This window comes from Photorhabdus sp. P32 (genome assembly GCF_038085095.1).
GTDB classification, from domain to species: Bacteria; Pseudomonadota; Gammaproteobacteria; order Enterobacterales; family Enterobacteriaceae; genus Photorhabdus; species Photorhabdus luminescens.
On record NZ_JAZGJN010000061.1, the window covers coordinates 1 to 720 of the forward strand.

At 59.4% G+C, this 720-nt stretch carries 1 pseudogene; it reads right to left on the bottom strand.

Features of this window, described 5'->3' with window-relative positions:
• Positions 1-720: pseudogene (locus V2H77_RS00215) on the bottom strand (type IV secretion protein Rhs); the annotation flags it as partial.

Here is a 720-nt window from a genome sequence, read left to right on the forward strand (position 1 = left end):
CTGGCCCTGCTCATCATATAAAGGCAGCCAGGTGCGTTGCAGCGGGTCGGTCATGCCGGTCAGTTGCAGGCTGTCAGCATCATAGCTGTATTGCCACACGGCGCCGGCGGCGTCGGTCAGTGAGGTGACCCGGCCGGTATCCGCCAGCCAGGTCAGCGTCAGGGTTTCCCCCATAGGTAATATCTGTCTGACCAGATTGCCCCAGCGATCATATTCATAGCGGGTCACACTGCCGCACGGGGTGTGGATTTCCGTGACCTGCTGTTGCTCGTTGTAATGCCAGGCGGTGGTATGCCCCTGCGGGGTGGTGGAACGGGTCATGCCGGGCGCATAGTCCAGGCGGACCGGATAGAAGCCGCCGGCGCCGGTGCTGTCAGTACAGCGTCCTTCACTGTCGTAGCGGTAATCCACCCAGGTCTGGTCGCCGTCGGACCAGCGGCTTATCAGGCCCTGTGCGTTATATTCATAGTACAGGTGGAAATGCTGGGTGCTGTCCGCTTCCGCCAGCCGGCCATCATCGTGGTAGTGATAACGGGCCATCACTTCCTGTAATCCTTCATCGGTGCGGAGAATCGCTGTCAGTTGCCCGTTCAGGTTGTAACGCAGCGTCAGCATCGGTCCGTCACTGTGGATAACCTGCGTCAGCTGATGGTGTTCGTTATAAATAAAGCGCAGCCGGTTGTCATACACATCCCGGTGTTCCGTCAGCAGCCAGCGCTG